21 protein-coding genes are annotated in these 16,339 nt (G+C 67.9%); 16 read left to right on the top strand and 5 right to left on the bottom strand.

Going from position 1 to position 16,339, the window contains the following annotated elements; all coding sequences use genetic code 11:
• Positions 1–113 precede the first annotated feature (113 nt).
• The gene (locus ACIA8R_RS44030) at positions 114–287 is read right to left on the bottom strand and encodes a hypothetical protein (protein WP_397043634.1); all 174 of its coding nucleotides are present in this window, start codon (positions 285–287) and stop codon (positions 114–116) included.
• Between the two features lie 918 nt (positions 288–1,205).
• On the opposite strand from ACIA8R_RS44030, the gene ACIA8R_RS44025 reads away from it, so the two are divergent.
• The 3 genes from ACIA8R_RS44025 to ACIA8R_RS44015 are packed head-to-tail and all read left to right on the top strand — an operon-like array spanning position 1,206 to position 3,205.
• Positions 1,206–1,538, top strand: coding sequence for a hypothetical protein (locus ACIA8R_RS44025; RefSeq protein WP_397043633.1), 333 nt, complete (start codon positions 1,206–1,208; stop codon positions 1,536–1,538).
• Positions 1,539–1,565: 27 nt separating this feature from the next.
• A complete protein-coding gene (locus ACIA8R_RS44020) occupies positions 1,566–2,594 on the top strand; it encodes a hypothetical protein (RefSeq protein ID WP_397043631.1) in 1,029 nt (342 codons plus the stop codon).
• Positions 2,594–3,205 (top strand): hypothetical protein, encoded by a 612-nt coding sequence (locus ACIA8R_RS44015; protein WP_397043629.1) that lies wholly within the window; start codon positions 2,594–2,596, stop codon positions 3,203–3,205. The genes ACIA8R_RS44020 and ACIA8R_RS44015 overlap by 1 nt, the downstream gene beginning before the upstream one ends.
• A gap of 9 nt (positions 3,206–3,214) precedes the next feature.
• Here ACIA8R_RS44015 and ACIA8R_RS44010 read toward each other — a convergent pair whose 3' ends face one another.
• Genes ACIA8R_RS44010 through ACIA8R_RS44000 form a run of 3 tightly spaced genes read right to left on the bottom strand, consistent with a single transcriptional unit; the run spans position 3,215 to position 4,628 of the window.
• The gene (locus tag ACIA8R_RS44010) at positions 3,215–3,724 is read right to left on the bottom strand and encodes a hypothetical protein (RefSeq protein WP_397043627.1); all 510 of its coding nucleotides are present in this window, start codon (positions 3,722–3,724) and stop codon (positions 3,215–3,217) included.
• Positions 3,724–4,266 (bottom strand): hypothetical protein, encoded by a 543-nt coding sequence (locus ACIA8R_RS44005; RefSeq protein ID WP_397043625.1) that lies wholly within the window; start codon positions 4,264–4,266, stop codon positions 3,724–3,726. The genes ACIA8R_RS44010 and ACIA8R_RS44005 overlap by 1 nt, the downstream gene beginning before the upstream one ends.
• Complete coding sequence (locus tag ACIA8R_RS44000) at positions 4,263–4,628, bottom strand: PadR family transcriptional regulator (protein ID WP_397043623.1); 366 nt, start codon at positions 4,626–4,628, stop codon at positions 4,263–4,265. The genes ACIA8R_RS44005 and ACIA8R_RS44000 overlap by 4 nt, the downstream gene beginning before the upstream one ends.
• Before the next feature lie 113 nt (positions 4,629–4,741).
• Between ACIA8R_RS44000 and ACIA8R_RS43995 the strand changes: the two genes are divergently transcribed.
• Positions 4,742–5,791: a GNAT family N-acetyltransferase gene (locus tag ACIA8R_RS43995; RefSeq protein WP_397043621.1), complete on the top strand. Its 1,050-nt coding sequence runs from the start codon at positions 4,742–4,744 to the stop codon at positions 5,789–5,791.
• On the opposite strand, the gene ACIA8R_RS43990 is transcribed toward ACIA8R_RS43995, so the two are convergent.
• On the bottom strand, positions 5,778–6,311 hold the full coding sequence (locus ACIA8R_RS43990) for a hypothetical protein (RefSeq protein ID WP_397043619.1): 534 nt from the start codon (positions 6,309–6,311) through the stop codon (positions 5,778–5,780). The two genes, ACIA8R_RS43995 and ACIA8R_RS43990, sit on opposite strands and share 14 nt — an antisense overlap.
• Positions 6,312–6,450: 139 nt before the next feature.
• On the opposite strand from ACIA8R_RS43990, the gene ACIA8R_RS43985 reads away from it, so the two are divergent.
• From ACIA8R_RS43985 to ACIA8R_RS43930, 12 genes are all read left to right on the top strand, one after another.
• Positions 6,451–6,876 (top strand): hypothetical protein, encoded by a 426-nt coding sequence (locus tag ACIA8R_RS43985; RefSeq protein WP_397043617.1) that lies wholly within the window; start codon positions 6,451–6,453, stop codon positions 6,874–6,876.
• Complete coding sequence (locus tag ACIA8R_RS43980) at positions 6,873–8,153, top strand: PBSX family phage terminase large subunit (protein WP_397043615.1); 1,281 nt, start codon at positions 6,873–6,875, stop codon at positions 8,151–8,153. Before ACIA8R_RS43985 ends, ACIA8R_RS43980 begins: the two co-directional genes overlap by 4 nt.
• A gap of 94 nt (positions 8,154–8,247) precedes the next feature.
• Complete coding sequence (locus ACIA8R_RS43975; protein WP_397043613.1) at positions 8,248–8,931, top strand: hypothetical protein; 684 nt, start codon at positions 8,248–8,250, stop codon at positions 8,929–8,931.
• Positions 8,932–9,373: 442 nt separating this feature from the next.
• Positions 9,374–10,536 (top strand): IS3 family transposase gene (locus ACIA8R_RS43970; RefSeq protein ID WP_397043640.1). Its coding sequence is split into 2 segments (ribosomal slippage): positions 9,374–9,572 and positions 9,572–10,536, totalling 1,164 coding nucleotides; the frame shifts between segments, so codons are not numbered across the junction.
• A gap of 45 nt (positions 10,537–10,581) precedes the next feature.
• Positions 10,582–10,779, top strand: a complete 198-nt coding sequence (locus ACIA8R_RS43965; protein WP_397043611.1) for a hypothetical protein — start codon at positions 10,582–10,584, stop codon at positions 10,777–10,779.
• A 43-nt stretch (positions 10,780–10,822) separates the two neighbouring features.
• Positions 10,823–11,296: a hypothetical protein gene (locus ACIA8R_RS43960; RefSeq protein WP_352350511.1), complete on the top strand. Its 474-nt coding sequence runs from the start codon at positions 10,823–10,825 to the stop codon at positions 11,294–11,296.
• 2 nt (positions 11,297–11,298) lie between these two features.
• The gene (locus ACIA8R_RS43955) at positions 11,299–11,775 is read left to right on the top strand and encodes a hypothetical protein (RefSeq protein ID WP_352350513.1); all 477 of its coding nucleotides are present in this window, start codon (positions 11,299–11,301) and stop codon (positions 11,773–11,775) included.
• Entirely contained in the window at positions 11,776–12,483 is a 708-nt protein-coding gene (locus tag ACIA8R_RS43950) for a hypothetical protein (RefSeq protein WP_397043609.1), read from the top strand.
• 13 nt (positions 12,484–12,496) lie between these two features.
• A complete protein-coding gene (locus ACIA8R_RS43945) occupies positions 12,497–13,441 on the top strand; it encodes a hypothetical protein (RefSeq protein ID WP_397043607.1) in 945 nt (314 codons plus the stop codon).
• Positions 13,442–13,444: 3 nt separating this feature from the next.
• On the top strand, positions 13,445–13,594 hold the full coding sequence (locus ACIA8R_RS43940) for a hypothetical protein (RefSeq protein ID WP_364335509.1): 150 nt from the start codon (positions 13,445–13,447) through the stop codon (positions 13,592–13,594).
• A 1-nt stretch (position 13,595) separates the two neighbouring features.
• Positions 13,596–15,176: a hypothetical protein gene (locus ACIA8R_RS43935; protein ID WP_397043605.1), complete on the top strand. Its 1,581-nt coding sequence runs from the start codon at positions 13,596–13,598 to the stop codon at positions 15,174–15,176.
• Positions 15,176–16,324, top strand: a complete 1,149-nt coding sequence (locus ACIA8R_RS43930) for a phage minor capsid protein (RefSeq protein ID WP_397043603.1) — start codon at positions 15,176–15,178, stop codon at positions 16,322–16,324. Before ACIA8R_RS43935 ends, ACIA8R_RS43930 begins: the two co-directional genes overlap by 1 nt.
• Positions 16,325–16,339: the final 15 nt, after the last annotated feature.

Genomic DNA, 16,339 nt, shown 5'->3' with positions numbered 1-16,339 from the left:
CCCGCCCGGCCCCGCCGGCGGGGGGGGGCGCCCCCCGCGCGGGGCGGGCCCCCGCCCGCCGCCCGCCCCCCCCCCCCCCCCCCCGCCCCCCCCCCCCCCCCCCGCGCCGTGCGCTAGAGGTGGATGTGGATCGCGTACACCGGCGCCATCTGCCGGAGCACGAGGAGCACGAGGATCAGCACGGTGACGCGGGCCTCCGCCACCCAGGGCCGCGCCTGCTCCCACAGCGGGCTCAGGCACAGGGAGCGGAGGTCGAAGGTCGGTCGCGAGGGGATGATCAAATCCATGGGGACTCCTTGGTCAGGCGATCTGCCCGACCCCAGGTCCGTGCCTGTACGCTGGAATGGCTGAGGTTCCCGCTGGCACGGCCCTGAGGGGGTCGGTCAGTATCGCTAGTTGCCCCCCGGAGATTTCCTCCGGGGGGTTGCGCGTTTCCAGTATGACGGGTCCAGGCCCTTTCATGCGCGCCGGTTCGAAGCTGCCGGGTCGTATCTCTCATGTACTAAGTTCGATCGCGATCGAACCCATGGCCGATGAAGTTTCCGCAGGTTGTACAGGCATTTAACGCCTCAGAATGTCCCCGAATAAGGCTACAGCCCATTTACGCGCGGCACTTTTCGGCGCGTTAGTTCGCGCTCCGCATTTCCCGGAATTGGCCATTTCCGCAGGCTAAGGGTTTGCGTTGAGACCCCCTGGACGGCCCGCTCAGGACGGATAGGTTCGGCATGCGCTTAGCCATCCGCGCCGGCCGGACTCAACGATGTGCGGCCCCGGCGACGGGGCCTCTCGCGGAAGGATCTGCGCCCAGAGGCGGCAGTCGTCCCCCCTCAACGTTCGCTCACAGGGGAACATGATCTCCGCCAACGGCGGCCCGCGCGCCGCCCAGCGGGGCCCCATGCGGTCCAGCGTGAGGCGGGGTGGCCCGGCATCACCATGATCAGGCGCGCACGCAGCCCTTGCCCCGGCTTGACAACCGCGTGTACCCTCATGATCAATCTGGAATTCGTGTCGGTACGCGCAGGTTTACGACCGCGTGAGAGGTTCGAGGGAAGCGCTGAGAGCGTCCCTCCCGCACGAGCACCACCCTCCCAACACTCCGGGAACCCCCGAGTGTCACCCCCTGAGAATCAAGATCACGAGCTAGGCCCTGGACACTCCCCGGTCCAGGGCCTTTCGCATGCCCTCAACCAGCACAGGAGCCCCGCATGAGCCCCGTGCCGACCATCGGCCGCATCGTCCACTACCAGCTCGCCGACGAGGACGCCGACGACATCAACCGGCGCCGCGATGACTACGAGGCATTCCAACGCGGCCGTACCCCGGCACTACCCGGCCAGCCTGGTCGGGACGGCCACGTCGCCCATGTCGGTACTCGGGTCATCGCGGGCGACATCTTCCCGGCCATGGTCGTGCGCGCCTACCGCGGTGCTGCCGACGTCAACCTCCAGGTCCATCTGGACGGCAACGACACCTACTGGGTCACCAGCAGCGTCGAGGGCGACCGACCCGGCACCTGGCACTGGCCACCTCGCGTCTGACGTCTCTCACCCCTCGGAGAACCCATCATGTGGTGGCACTCGACCGACTACCTCAAGCGCGACGGCCGCCAGCGCGGCATGCTCGTCCACCGCGGGTTCTGGGCGCACCAGGTGCCGCGCCTCATGCTCTGGTGCCGGCTCCGTGGTCACAAGCCGGTGGTCGACGGGTACGGGCCGACGCCGCCCGGCACCGACGCGGCCCGGTGGGTGGTGTGTGACCGGTGCGGTGTCCGCCCTGACCCGCAAGGCAACCTGCCTGTGAAGCACTTCGACGTCGGACAGCCCTACAACGGCAAGGTGTACACGCCTGAGTTCACCCAGGCCATGCAGGCTCTCGGCTCGACAACGTGGGGGCCCGGCCCGTGGCCCGACCGGCCGACCGGCACTCTCGGCGGCGAGCTCGTCCTCGGCAAGACGTTCGGCGTCTTCTCCGCCCAGCTCACGATCGGCGCGGCCGGGGCCGATCACCCCGTGTCCGGGCACATGCGGGTGTGGCCGCTCGGCGCGCTCTACCTCCACACCGAAGCGTTCGGCACGTGGCTACAGCGCCGCCTCGTCCCCGAGGGCTACGAGTCCCGCGTCATCAACGTGTCGATCGGCGAGTGGGCGATCCGCTGGAAGTGGTGGGCGCGCGAGAACCACTGGTCACGTGACGACCCATGGTGGATGCACGGCTCCATCAGCCTCGACCTGGTCCAGGCGCTGTTCGGGCCGAAGAGGTACAGCTACGAGACGGTTGAGGGGCCGGTGCTCGGCTGGATCAAGATGCCCGAGGGCGACTCCCATCAGGTGCAGCTCACCCTCCAGCGGCAACGCCTCGGCCGCCCCAGGCTCAAGCGGGCCAAGTGGGCTTGGAGTGTGGACTGGGAGACCCCGAACGGCGGCATCCCCACCAAGACGAACGGCCGTAACCGGATCACCGGCTCCTCCGTGCACGTCCCCGACGAAGCCGTCGAAACCCGCTCGTGGGACGTGCTCGCGTGCGCGATCGTCGCCCGCAAGCTCAGCGACGAGCGAGCCCAGTACGGCTACCGCGCGCAGAACACGGAGGGCTGATGCGCCGCATCGAGCACATGCGCCTGCACGCGATCCCGCGCGCAGTCCGCAACCCCAAGGAGCACGACCTCCCCGCCATCCGCACCTCGATCGAGGAGTTCGGCTGCGTCATCGCCGGCGAGCTGGATGAGCGGACCGGCCGGCTCGTCGTCGGCCACGGCCGCCTCCAGGTCCTAGAGGAGATGGCCGCCGAAGGGGAGTCCCCACCCGAAGGCGTCCTGATCGACGACGACGGGACATGGCTGCCGCCGATCGTGCGCGGCTGGTCGAGCCGCAGCGACGCGGACGCCGAGGCGTACCTGATCGCGAACAACCGCACCACCGAACGCGGCGGCTGGGAAGAGCGGATGCTGGCCGAGGTCCTGGCCGACGTCCGCGACGCCGACCCGGACCTGCTCGCCGCGACCGGCTACACCGCCGACGACCTCACCCAGATGGCCGCGGCCGACGACCACCGGCCCGAGGAGGAACTGCCCGAGCCGGGTGACGCCGACGAGGACGTCCGGCCCGAGGTGTGGGGCATCGTCGTCACCTGCGCCAACGAGACCGAGCAGACGCGGTTACTCGAGCGCCTGGCTGATGAGGGATGGCAAGTCAGGGCTCTCATGTAGCGCGCCTACTTAATCCGCGCCAAAGAGCCGCTGAAGCGCTGACCTCGCAGCTTGCCGTTCAGCCTCTTGCACCTTGAGTAGCACGGAGAGGAGATCAGAAGTCTTTCCGCTGCCTGTGTAGTGCACGACATAAAGCCCGTGATCGTCATTATCTGCAACGGTGATACGAACCTTGTGTCTAACCCCAGTTGACCAGGCAACAAGCAAGCGCACCTGCGAGCTCCGGTCGAATAGCCACAACGCTACTCCCGTCAAAGACGTCAGGAACGTGCGGCGAAGTTGTGCTATCAGGGCGCCCGCCACAAAGGCAAGTGCCGTTGCTAGCTTGAACAGCTTGCCTGGCCGCTCATTGACCAGAGCCTCAAGTTCCTCCGCTCGCATCGCTGCGCGCGCCGGATCTCGATACTGCAGGTGGGCAGCGCTTGCCACGAGCTTGCGTGCGAGCCAAGGAGAGACGTCGCACATTTCGTTGGCGATCAGCCCCAGGAGAACTCCAAGGACGATCTCTGCACCACTCATCAAACGCCACCAGCGGATGGACTCTGAGGGCAAGCATGGTTCCGGACGTGCTCTTCCATCTCTGGCGAGGTAGCCTTGGCAAGCTCCTGGAAGGTCATCAGGCCCCGCTTCTCCCCTTGAAGCCAAGCTGCTGCTTCCGCAGCGGCTTCAACTTTGCCCTCCCCAACTCTGATAGGTGTTCGAACGGCGGTCTTTTCCCACCGTCCTCTCCGGTACGTGCGACGCCGCGCCCGCATGATGAGAATGTAGCGTTGCACAACCTCGCGCAGGACGGACCAGAGCACCCCAGCTCGGTACGTCAGGCGAGCGATCGTGGCGCTCGCTGTGAAGGCTATGGCGGTGGCGAGCTTGAACAGCTTTCCAGGCCGCTCGTTGATCAATGACTCAAGCTCTTCTGCCCTCACCCTTGCTTGATCTGTGTCGGGGTATCGGAGATAGGCGGCTTTCCGTACGAGCTTGCGGGCCATCCATGGGGAGATCTCGCATGCCTCATTGACAATGAGGCCGAGCAGGGTGCCGAGGATGATCTCGATGCCACTCAACGACCGCCTCCCGGCAAGAGAGCGACCAGACGTCCAATCGGGGCGAATCCGAGCGCGGGGCGCGGTTCGAGAGCTGCTGGGCGCCGCTGTGAAAGGAGCGTACGGGCGGCCGAAGCGCCTTCGCCGGTCAGCCGGTAGAAACGGCGGCGGGGACCTGGCTCGTCAGGGCCCAACTCCTCCCATTCGCCGGTGATCCAGCGGGCGTCTTCAAGCCGGTCGAGCACCTTGTAGACCGTGGGGCCTGCTCGTTTGGTGGCTTTCATGATGGCCCAGCCGTGGATCTGCTCGTTGCAGTCGAAGGCGCGAACGAGGACTTCGAGCACGTCGAGGGTGGGCTGGGTGATCCGTTCGAGACCTGCCATGCAGCTATCGTACCTAGGTGAAATAAGGACCGTGCGGCTGCGAGCGAACTTCTTGAGGGGGTGTCGTGCGCGCTGAGATCACATTGTCGTCCCCCGTCAAGCGGAGCGCGCGAGTGCTCCAGCTTCAGGGCCTGTTCGACGTGCCGGTCAGCGAAAAGCTGGCCAGCTCGTGGAGCGTCAACCTGCCCATCGAGGACAAGCCGTGGAACGTCGGCCTGCTCGTCGGCCCCAGTGGTGCGGGCAAGTCCACAATCGCCCGCCAGCTCTGGCCGGACGCCCTCGTCGGCACCCAGGAGTGGAGCGACCGGCCGCTCGTGGACGACTTCCCGCGCGGTATGTCGATCAAGGACGTCGTCGGGCTGCTCGGCGCGGTCGGCCTGAACTCGCCGCCGGCCTGGCTCAGGCCTTACGCCACCCTCAGCAATGGGGAGGCGTTCCGGGCCGGGCTCGCGCGAGCGCTCGCCGAGCATGAGGGCCTGGTCGTGATCGACGAGTTCACCAGCGTGGTGGACCGGCAGGTCGCGCGCATAGCGTCGCACGCCGTGCAGAAGGCGGTCCGCCGCCGTAAGCGCCAGCTCGTCGCCGTCACCTGCCACTACGACGTCGAGGACTGGCTGCAGCCGGACTGGACCTACGACGTGGCCGCGACCTCGTTCACGTGGAGGTCGGTTCAATCCCGGCCCGCGCTCCGGCTCGCCATCCACCACGCGGACCGCTCCTTCTGGCGAGTGTTTAGCCGCCATCACTATCTGACCGCTGATTTGCATCCGGCCGCGCAATGCTTCGCCGGATACGTGGACGGCGAATTGGCCGCGTTCACCAGCTATCGGCATTTCCAGCACCCGCGCACGCGGAATCTGAAAATGGCGCATCGCACGGTGGTGCTACCCGATTATCAGGGATTGTCGCTCGGCGGCCGGATGACGGAATGGATGGGCCAATATCTGTATGAGCGCGGCTACCGGATGCGTGCCGTGTCCTCCCATCCGGCGCTCAACGCTTACCGGGCCCGGAGCCCGCGCTGGCGCATGCAGCGCCAGGACCGCAAGCTGGGCACCGCCAGCAAGCACGCCTGGATGCATGAACAGTCCCTGGACCCGCGCAGACTCGGAGTGATCTCTTTCGAGTACGTGCCCCCCGCCGCCCAGTTCACGTCACGCTGAGCGCGGCCATCAGGGCCGCCGCCGGATCGACACGGACCCGGAACGGCGATCCGAGGTCATCCAGGCTCACGTCCCTGACCCGCGACAACGCAGCCCGGGACGCATCGGCCTCGGAGAACCCCCGCCGCCAATCAGCCGGCGGATCGAACAGCCGCCCCTGCTGGCCCCGCACCTCCAGCAGGCGCAAGGCCGGGCTCGGTTCGGACATCTGCCAGTGCTGACGGAACGGCCGGGCCCACGGGCTGTCGCTGTCGCGCACGATCTCGCCCAGCACGACCGACCCGAGCATCACGCCGCGGTGCAACGTCCCTACGACGTCCAGCCCGAGGGCGTCCACCCTTTGCATGCCGGCCGGGTCGATTTTTCGCGCGGCATGGATCAGCAGTTTCCCCTGATAAGCGGTCGTCCATGACCGATTCTCGACGTCCTTAAACTGCCGATTTCCATTCTCGTCCACGTATCCGTACACGACGAGGGCGGCCCACGGTTGCTGAATGGTGATCATTTTGACGTGCTGCATTTCCGCAGATTAACCCATTGATCGCGACCACGGATGGTGTCCGTGGTCACAATTCACATATTCGGGGGTTCCCCTCATAGCCCGTCCTACTAAGGCCCGAGCGGTCGCAATCGCTGAACGGCGCACCAAGGCCGTGCAGATGCGCCTGGCCGGAGTCCAGTACAAGACGATCGCCGACAAGCTCGGCTACAGCAGCCAGGCCGCCGCCTCGAAGGACGTCACGCGCGCCTTGCAGATGGCGGCCAGGGCCCAGCAGGAGTCCAGCGAGCAGCTCCTGCAAATCGAGATCGACCGGCTCGACCGGATGATGGCCGCCCTGTGGACGTCGGCGTGCGGCGGCGACGTCAAGGCCGTCGAGGCCGTCGAGCGGCTGATCGCCCGCCGCAGCAGCTTGCTCGGCCTCGACCTCCTCAACCGCAACGGCGCGGAGAACAGCGACGTCGTCTCGCTGCTAGGCAACCTGTTCGCGCAGATCCAGGCCACCAACGGCCAAGCCGCGCTTCCGTCCGCCGTCCTGGACGCCGAGGAGGTGGAGGTGGTGGAAGCGGTCGAGGTCATCAGGTGACCGCTCCCGTCTCCCTGTCGGCCAAGCAGGCCCGCTCCATCGCGGAGGCGACCGCGCGCATCAACATCTGGTCGGGCGCGGTCCGTAGCGGCAAGACCATCGCCAGCCTCTTGCGCTGGCTGATGTACGTCGCGACAGCACCACGCGGCGGCTCCCTGGTCGTAGTCGGGAAAACGAACGACACCGTGGCGCGGAATGTGTTCGAGCCGTTGATGGACCCCGCACTCACCGGGCCCGTCTCGCGGCGGATCTTCTACAACCGCGGTGCCCCCACCGCCAACGTGCTCGGCCGGCGGATCGAGATCGTCTCGGCGAACGACATCCGCGCTGAGTCACGACTCAGGGGAATGACCTGCGCCGGAGCCTATGTGGACGAAGCGACCTTGATCCCTGAAACGTTCTGGGACCAACTCCTCGCCCGGTGCAGCGTGCCAGGCTCGATGATCTTCTGCACGACGAATCCCGATGCGCCCAACCATTGGCTCCGTCAGCGGTTCATCCTGCGGCAGGGCGAGCTCGACCTGAAGTTCTGGCACTTCGTCTTGGACGACAACCCGTCGCTGGATCCGGCGTACGTCAACAACCTGAAGTCGGAGTACTCGGGGCTCTGGTACCGCCGCTACATCCTGGGCGAGTGGTGCATGGCGGAGGGCATGATCTTCGACTCCTTCGACCCCGACCGGCACGTCGTGGACCACCTGCCGCTGATGGAGCGCTGGATCAGCGTGGGCGTGGACTACGGCACGGTCAACCCGTTCGCCGCGATCTTGGTCGGCGTCTCCACACCTGACGCCGACCGGCAGCGCCGCGTCTACCTCGCGGGGGAGTGGCGCTACGACTCCCGCCAGGAACGCCGGCAGCTCACCGACGCCGAGTACAGCGCCCGGCTGGGCCGCTGGCTCGACACGTTCCCCGGCAGCTACGGGCCCGGCACGTCCGGCGTCGCACCGGAGTGGATCGTGGTGGATCCGTCCGCCGCGTCGTTCATCACGCAGTTGCACCGTGACGGGATGCTGCCCACGATGGGCGACAACAGCGTCCTGGACGGCATCCGCACCGTCGCCAACCTGCTGGCCGCCGACCACCTGCGCATCCACCGAAGCTGCCAGGGCTGGCTGGGCGAGGTTGGCAGCTACTCGTGGGACGACAAGAAGGCCGCCATCGGCGACGACGTCCCGATCAAGCTGGACGACCACAGCATGGATGCCGCCAGGTACGGGCTGCACACCACCCAGGCAGCCTGGGCGCCGCTGCTGGAGCCCATCCCCGCCTACTAGACACCGACCTTCCGCCCCTCTCCTTCCGTTCCAAGTCACACACCTTCTGCGAAAGGAAGGGCCGGGCGCAGATCACCTCGACGCAGGAGAGCATGTGACGGTCTACCGCAACAGCTTCGACGGCGGTGTCGCGGGACAGACCGTGACGGTCGCCAACTCTGGCGGAGACAGCGGAGATGCGTTCTACGCCGCCGACGCCCTGACGTACGCCAGCGCACCGGCTCGGGGACGGCTCTCGGCATCGAGCTCGTTCCTTTACTACACGCTGAAGTGGTATTGCGCGGGGACCTTCACCGGGCCCTGGTATCTGCGGTCCTACATCTACACGTTTGGGCTGCCATCCTCTCCTGTGCGCATCCACTCCATCGACGGGGCCTCGCAGCTCAACCAGTACGTCAATGTACGCAGCGACGGCGCGTTGGAGCTGTTCAGCAAGGCGACCGAAACGCCCACCTACACCTCGCTCGGCGCCACCTCCGCCGGTATAGCCACCGACCAGTGGGTGCGCGTGGAGACCATGTGGGACCTCAACGGGCCCGTGGAGACCCGGCTGTTCAACAACCCCGACTCCCTCACCCCAACTGCGTCCGTCAGCGGGACGCTGATCGGGCTCACCGCCGCCTTCAGTACCGCGAACTTCATCACTCCGTCCGGCTGGTGGGTCGATGACGTGGGTGTCAGCGACCAAGGCTGGATCGGCCCCACCGTGACGCCTTCCTCCGTAAGCGGAAGCCGCCTGATCTCCCCTGCTGCCAGCCACCGCGCCAGCCGCTGGTAGCCGCAGAACCCTGATCGTCCGCCCCGCATCTACAGCTGGGGCGGGCCTGCTCCGCACGCCCTCCCGTGGCCTGCGTCGAGCACCAGGTGTGATCCCTGGCCCCCGTTGTTGAGGGGCAGCAGGCGGCCAGGGATCACACCCCCGCACCTCACCTTCGAGGGGAAGGAGAGCGATGGCAGGAGCGAGCAACAGCTTCGATGGCGGTACTCCCGGCCAGGCCATCACTCCCGCGAACAGCGCGTCATCCGGCACAGCGTTCTTCACCGCAACCGCCATGACGTACAGCAACGCCCAAGTCCACCGTGGCAGCCTGTCAGGGCTGATCGCGGACAGCAGGTGGAGTTGGCCCGGTTTGGTGGACAGCTGATCTCTGGGGAACCCTGGTTCCCGGAAGAAGGAGTCTGCTGTGCCGAACAACTATCCGCCGGAGTTTCGCCGGCAGATGGTGGAGCTGGTGCGCGCGGGACGGACGCCGGAGGAGCTGGCTAAGGAGTTCCAGCCCTCCGCGCAGTCGATCCGTACCTGGGTGCGCCAGGCCGATCTAGATGATGGCCGCCGCCAAGACGGCGTGACCAGCGCGGAGAAGGAGGAGCTGGCCCGGCTGCGCCGCGAGAACAGGATCCTTCGTGAGGAGAAGGAGATCTTGCGGAAGGCCGCGGTTTTCTTCGCGCGGGAGACGGATCTGCCGAGATGAAGTTCCGGCTGATTCATGCGGAGAAGGACCACCACGAGGTCTCCCTGCTGGCCCGGGTGCTGGGTGTGTCGCGCCAGGGCTACTACGCCTGGGCGGCTCGCCAGGTGCGCGGCCCATCGGCTCGAGCCCGCCGCGACGCCGAGTTGACGGAGCGGATTCGTGAGCATCATCGGGCCTCGGACGAGATTTATGGTGCGCCGCGCATCCACGCCGACCTGCGTGAGCTCGATGGGGTTCGGGTCGGTCGCAAGCGGGTGGCCCGGCTGATGCGCCGGGCCAGGCTGGCCGGGGTGAGCAGGCGCAGAGGCTGCCGCACCACGATCGCGGACGGGCGTGCCGCGGCTTCCGATCTGGTCAAACGCCAGTTCACTGCGGCCGAGCCGAACCGGGTCTGGACCGCCGACATCACCTACGTGCCGACCTGGCAGGGCTTCGTCTACCTGGCGGTGGTGCTGGACGTGTTCTCCCGCCGGATCATCGGCTGGGCGATGGCCGATCACATGCGCACCGAACTGGTGACCGACGCCCTGGCGATGGCGCTGCACCAGCGCCGCCCCGAGGCCGGGGTGATCCATCACAGCGACAAGGGCAGCCAATACACCTCCATCGCCTTCGGCCAGCGCTGTGAGCAGGCCGGCGTCCGCCCGTCCACGGGCCGCACCGGGACATGCTTCGACAATGCGATCACCGAGAGCTTCTTCGCCTCGCTGGAGTGCGAGCTCATCGATCGGCGCACCTTCCGCACCAAGTCAGAGGCCGAACGAGCCCTGTTCAGCTACATCGAAGGGTTCTACAACCCACGCCGCCGCCATTCCGCCAACGGTCAGCTCAGCCCGGCCGAATACGAACGCCGACACACGCTCAAGAACGCCCAACCCTCGACTATGCTGCCGCGTAGTCGCAAGCCCTGATGTGTCTATCGAACCGGGGCAACTCCAACCGCCACGCCGACCTTCGTGCTGTCCGCCCCCATCTCTCATGTCGCGACCACCTGGGTGGCGGCCCGGTTCGGCGGCTTCAACGCCAGCGGCGCTCCCCGCTACACCGACTCCGTGGCCTGGTCCGACCAGGACTGGATCGGCCCGCTCCTCGACACGTCGGCGCCCCGGTCACTGATGCCCGTCACCGCCGTGCACCGCTCGGCCACCTGGTGACTCCTCATCCCGCACGACACCCCAACCAAGGAGGAGGGCCCCTGTGGCCGACTTCGAGTTCAACATCAGCAAGGGCAGGAGCGTCGAACTCTACAACCGGGTCAAGACCGGCGACCCGGCCACTTCGGCGCTGATCATCGTCGCCCTGGCCGCGGCGAACGTCGAGAGCGACGCCATCCTCAAGGACAAGGACACGCTGGCCGACATCCTGTCCGGCCCGACCGACGAGGCCACGAACGCGGGCTACGCCAGGAAGGTTCTCGGCGCCGCTGACCTGAACGCGCTGGCCCCGAACGACGCTCTCGACCGGATGGACATCGACATCCCCGACCAGACCTGGCTGGCAGTGCAGGCCGCCGGGGGAGCGTGGGCGAAGGTCTTGGTCTGCTACCGGCCCGCCACCGCCGCACCCGACGGCCAGGTCATCCCCATGACGGCGCACGACTTCCCCCTCACCCCCGACGGCAGCAACATCGTCATGCAGATCGACCCGGCCGGCTTCTACGGGGCGGTGTAACCATGGCAAAAACGGGATACTCCGCCATCACCCCCGCCGCCGTCACGCTGGCCGCCGGTACCGCGCGCAGCGTGCTCGGCGTGCTCGCCCCTGCCTCGTTCGGTCTGGAGATCAAGAAGATCAGGATCGGCACGCTCGGCACCGCCTCAGGCGTACCAGGCGACATCGAGCTGTGCACGGCGACGTTCGCGACGAATCCGCCCGGCACCGCGGACTCGACAGCGGTCACGCCTCAGCAGCTCTACGGCCGCCCCATCACGCCAGGGTTCCTGGCGGCATCTGCTTGGGCCGCGACCAAGGAACCGACCGTGCTCACGCCGGTCGACTACTGGCCGCTCACCCCCAACGGCGCGACAGTCCTGTATGACCTGCCGCTCGGCGACTCGCCGGACTGCGGGCCGAACACGGGGTTCGTGCTGCGCGCCAAGTTCGCCGCCGCAGTGTCGATCACCGCCTGCCTGTGGGTCGAACGGTGCTGAATGCCTTCAGTCCGTCCAGAGACCACGCAACTGACTGGTGCGGTCACATCGATCCCGAAGCCTTCTACGGCGACACCGGCTGATCTGCTGCTGGCGTTCGTGACCAGCGAGAGTTCCACCTTCGGCGTCACCTTGACCGGTGGGACGCCGGAGTGGCAACCCTTGGCATCGAAGTCCACCGTCAACGGGAGTGGCGAGAGCACGAAGGGCATCATCTCCTCCGGCATCTGGTGGAAGCCCGCAGGCGTCGGCGAGACCGGTTGGACTCTAGAGGCGCCGTCGCAGTACCTGGCCGTCGCCGTGATCGCCGTCACGGACGCACAGGTGGACGCGCCCCTGTTCACTGTGTCAGCTGATCAGACAGCCAGCACCGTGTTCACGACGGTCACCAGCCCGGCTGGGCCACCCCCCGGCATCGGAGACCTGGAACTGCGGTGGGTGGCCGGCGATGACTACACCTCCTCGGCGGAGCGCTCCTGGACTGCGCCGGGATCGACGATTGAGGTCTGCGACCTGACCGACCGGTACGTGACAGCTCAGCTGACCAGGCAGACCCTGACGAGCGCGACCAGTGCGGTGCGCAACCACACGGTCGGAGCCGCCGGCCTCTACGCCGCCCACGGTTTCACGCTCCGAATCCCGGCGCCGGGGTCCGGCCGCGCCGTCCCGATGTCGTCTGCTGCCGTGCACCGCGCCGCGACTTGGTAGAGGAGGCAACGCCATGGCGAGAGCAGGCCGCGCCTACCCCAACCGTCCCGTGTTCACCCGGTCGCCGGACCTGATCGCGGCCCGAGTCCAGACGCAGGGCGTGACGTCCGCCGTACTGGCCGCTCGCTCCAGGCAGGCCAGACAGGTTGCCGCGGCAGGTGCCGCCCGGCCGTTGGTGGCGGTCAAGAAGCGGACGATCAACCCGGCGTCAGCGTCCGGCACGGCCACAGCGACAGTCCCGACCAGAATGCGGGCTGCTGGCCATGTCACAGGCGTTGGGGCCACCGCTGCCGTCGTCCGCATCAAGCGCAGGACAACGGGCCAGGCCGCGACGAGCGGAGTCGCGCGGACGATCAGCGGCGACCCGCAGGCCCATCAGGTCGTCACATCCGGGACGGTCCGCTCCATGCGCCTGGGCAAGGCGTACATCGCGCCGCGCGTGGTGGGCGTCGGGCAGGCCCGGACGGTCAACCGGGCTCAAGGTGGGCCAGTGGGCCAGGCCGCGTCGACGGGCAACGTGTTGTCGCTGCGGGGGTCGAAGACGTTCCGTATCGGTCGCGTCGCCGGAGGCGGCTCCCCGAGGCTGATGCAGCGGCGTACCCCGCCACTGCGGGTCGGCCTGCCGATCCGCTCCTGGTCCGCTCGATTCGTCGGAAGGGGGCGCGGGGGCGTGGAACCCATGAGCAGCCTGTCGCTGGAGTACCTGGAGTTTTTCGTCGAGAACGCCTCCGGCAGCGAACAGGTCGAGGTCGCGTTCACGGCGCCGGGCCAGGAGCCGACCGAAGGCCAGTGGCATCCGGCCTCCTGGGGAGCAGCGGGCCGGGCCGGAGCACGGGCCCGGATCCGTGTCGGCCCAGGCGCTCTGGTCCTGGTGGACGGCACCTATCAGGGGTGGGTGCGCGTCACCACGCCCAGTGAGCGGCCGGTCCTGCCGTCCGGGCTCGTCCCCATCACCTGACGCATGACGTTCGACGACGCCATCGACCACGCCGCCCGCCTGCTGCTGAATGCCGAACTCGAGGACGAGCTGCCGCGCATGCAGCGCATGGAGGGCCTGGCCGACTCGTGGCTGACGCTCGCGCGGCTGCTGGCGGAGAAAGAGAGGGATTGACGTGCCGCTCCCCACCACTGATCAGGAGTGGCCGCCCCCGGTGATGAAACCGGAGATGCTCCTGTACGCCCAGCACGGCGCCTGGTACGCGGGCGATCCGGACCAGCTCGCGAGGGTGTACGGGGCTGGGGTGGTTCCCGGCATCGGCCTGGATCTGAAGGGCTGGGATCGGCCGCTCGTCCGGGGCGGCGGGTGGCTCAACAGGATCACCCGCATGTTCTGGGGGACGCCGGTTCCGGCAGGGCAGACCCGCTCCACGAAGATCCATGTTCCGATCGCGGCGGACATCGCGTCCACGTCCGCCGACCTCTTGTTCTCCGAGCCGCCATCGCTGCGCCTATCCGGCACCCCGAGCCAGAAGCGCCTCGACAAGATCCTCGCCGACGGCGGCGTGATCCCGGTCCTGCTGGAAGGCGGCGAGCTTGCCGCCGCGCACGGCGGTGTCTTTCTGCGTGCAGGCTGGGACACCGAACTGTCGGACATGCCGATCATCGACACCGTCCCGGCTGACGCGGCAGTGCCGGAGTTCTCCAAGGGCAGGCTGAAGGCCGTCACGTTTTGGCGGATCGTCCATGAGGACGAGCACGAGGTGTGGCGGCACCTCGAACGGCACGAGTTCGGACGCGTCTTCCACGGGCTGTACCGAGGAGATGCCGATCGGCTCGGCATGCAGGTGCCGCTGCAGGACCTTCCGGAAACGGAGTCGTTCAGCGAACTGGTGGACGCCGAGGGCGGGTTCGACAGCCACTACCGCGGCCTGCTCGTGCACTACGTGCCCAACATGCGGCCGCACCGGACGCTCCGCGGCACGGCGCTCGGCCGCTCCGACTACGCTGGCGTCGAGATCCTGATGGACAGCTTGGATGAGACGTTCACGAGCTGGATGCGGGACCTGCGGCTCGGCAAGGGCCGCATCATCGTTCCCGAGGTCTACTTGCAAAACACCGGCCGGGGCAGGGGCGCGATGTTCGACCCCGACCGCGAGGTCTACGCGCCGCTCGGGATGCTGCCACCGCCCGGTGGCAGCGGCTCATCCATGATCACCGTCAGCCAGTTCGACATCCGCGTGGCTGAGCACCAGGCCACCGCCAAGAGCTTGCTCGCCCAAATCCTGAGGGGTGCGGGCTACAGCGTCCAGTCCTTCGGGGAGGCGGGGGAGGGCGCGGCTGCGACCGCGACCGAGATCCACTCCCGCGAGCGCAGGAGCTTCACCACCAGGCGCCGCAAGATCGGCTACTGGACACCGGCCCTGAGCTGGTTGTCGGAGTGCCTGCTCGCGATCGACAACGCGGTCTACGGCACCAAGGTCGTCGCGGAGCGGGCGCAGGTCGAATGGCCGGATGGTGTTACACCCGACCCGGAAGCGTTGTCACGCACGCTGGACATGCTTAACCGCGCCCAGTCCGCCAGCCTCGACACGCGGATCCGCATGCTGCACCCCGAGTGGGAGGACACCCAGGTCAAGGCCGAGGTGGACCGCCTGCGCGACGAGCATGGCCTGAACGCCCCAGATCCTGCCGAGCTGCGCGAGATGATCCTTCCCGAGGCCGACGATTTATCAGCTAGCGAAACGGCAAGCTGATGGCCTCTCCTGCGCGGGAGATCGCCACAGCGATCGAGCAGGCCCAGCGTGTCGCCGACATGTACGCCGACGCCGAACAGGTGCTTCTCCAGCGGATCGCGGCCCGAGTCGCCGACGGCGTCGACCAGGCCGACGAGGACCTGCACGCGTGGGAGGCCGCGCGGCTCGCCGAACTTGTCCAGCTCCGCAAGGAGGCTGAGCGGATCATCGGCCGGCTGCAGCGCGCCGCGAAGGCCGCCGCGCGCAAGTCGGTGCTCGGAGCGTGGGCGGCCGGGATGGATCAGGCCGTCATCAACGCCGTCCTCGGCGTGCATGACGCCAAGGTCCGCAAACGCCTGGAACAGGTCCTCCGGGACGCACGCCGGCTCGGCTCCGAGAAGCTGATCAACCCAGGGCAGGGCGTGGACGAGCTGGCCCGGCAGACCATCGAGAAGATCGCTGCCGTCGAGCTGGCCGCGCTGCGCGCGGTCGATGACATCTACCGGCAGGTCATCGCCGAGACCGCGGGCCGGGCGCTGACCGGCGCGCAGACCCGGCGCGAGGCGGCGCAGGAAGCGCTGGCCCGGCTCGCCGCCCGGGGGGTGACGGGGATCGGGCCGCCCGACACGATCCGCAGGTGGAACCTGGAGTCCTACGTCGAGATGGCGATGAGGACCGCGACCGCGCGCGCGGCCGTGGACGGCCACCTTGCGACTCTGCGGGACGCGGGCATCGACCTGGTGATCGTCTCGACCACGCCGTACTCGTGCTCCCGGTGTGACCCCTGGGAGGGCAAGGTGCTCTCCCAGCGCGGGAGGAGCGGGGACCGTGAAGAGGTCAACCTGCTCACCAACGAGCCGGTCACCGTCCGCGTGACCGCGACTGTTGAGCAGGCCCGTCTCGCGGGACTCCTGCATCCGGGATGCCGCCACTCGCTGTCGGCCTACCTGCCCGGCGTCACCCGGGCCGCGGCCAAACCCGCGACCAGCGGCAGTTACGACGACACCCAGCAGGTCCGCCGCAGGATGCGGCAGGCCCGCGAATGGGAGCGCCGGGCCGCCGCAGCCCTCACCCCCGAGGCGAAGAAGAAAGCTCTCGCGACGGCCCGCGAGTACCGGGCCGACGCCCGTCGCATCTCCACCTCGAAGGGCCTGCCCCGGCCCCGCTGACCAGCACACTTCCGC

The organism is Nonomuraea sp. NPDC051191, from assembly GCF_044455665.1.
Taxonomy (GTDB): domain Bacteria; phylum Actinomycetota; class Actinomycetes; order Streptosporangiales; family Streptosporangiaceae; genus Nonomuraea.
The sequence above is the reverse complement of the archived record's forward strand: the minus strand, read 5'-3'. Positions and strand labels throughout refer to the sequence as shown.